The 637-nt window shown below is 68.3% G+C and carries 1 protein-coding gene; it reads right to left on the bottom strand.

Going from position 1 to position 637, the window contains the following annotated elements:
- The coding region (locus Ari01nite_RS49505) for an RNA polymerase sigma factor SigF (protein ID WP_203791712.1) at positions 1–637 on the bottom strand (637 nt) is incomplete at both ends.

Below are 637 nucleotides of genomic sequence, written 5' to 3' on the forward strand. Positions count from 1 at the left end.
TGCGCAGCTTGGTGAGGGCCTTGGTGAGCAGCCGGGAGACGTGCATCTGGGAGATGCCGATCTGGTCGGCGATCTGCGACTGGGTGAGGTTGCCGTAGAAGCGCAGCGTCAGGATTTTCTGTTCGCGCTCGTCGAGGGTGGCGAGGGCGGGGCCGAGGGCGACGCGGGTTTCGGCGATTTCGTATTCGTGGTCGGTGTCGCCGAGGGTGTCGCCGAGTTCGGTGCTGCCGTCGGCGCTGATCGGGGTGGACAGGCTGGTGGCGTTGTAGGCGCGGGCGCCTTCGAGGCCTTCCAGGACGTCTTCCTCGGTGACGCCGAGGTGTGCGGCGATGTCGGCGACGGTGGGGGAGCGGCCGAGGGTGTGGGTGAGGGTGCTGTTGGCTTCGGTGATCGCGAGGCGCAGTTCCTGGAGGCGGCGGGGGACGCGGACGCTCCAGGTGCGGTCGCGGAAGTGACGTTTGATTTCGCCGATGATGGTGGGGATGGCGTAGCCGGCGAAGTCGACGCCGCGGTCGGGGTCGAATTTGTCGACGGCTTTGATCAGGCCGACGGTGGCGGTCTGGATCAGGTCGTCGGTGGGTTCGCCGCGGCCGGAGTAGCGGTTGGCGAGGTGCCGGGCCAGCGGCAGCCATGCCTC

Source organism: Paractinoplanes rishiriensis (assembly GCF_016862375.1).
GTDB classification, from domain to species: domain Bacteria; phylum Actinomycetota; class Actinomycetes; order Mycobacteriales; family Micromonosporaceae; genus Actinoplanes; species Actinoplanes rishiriensis.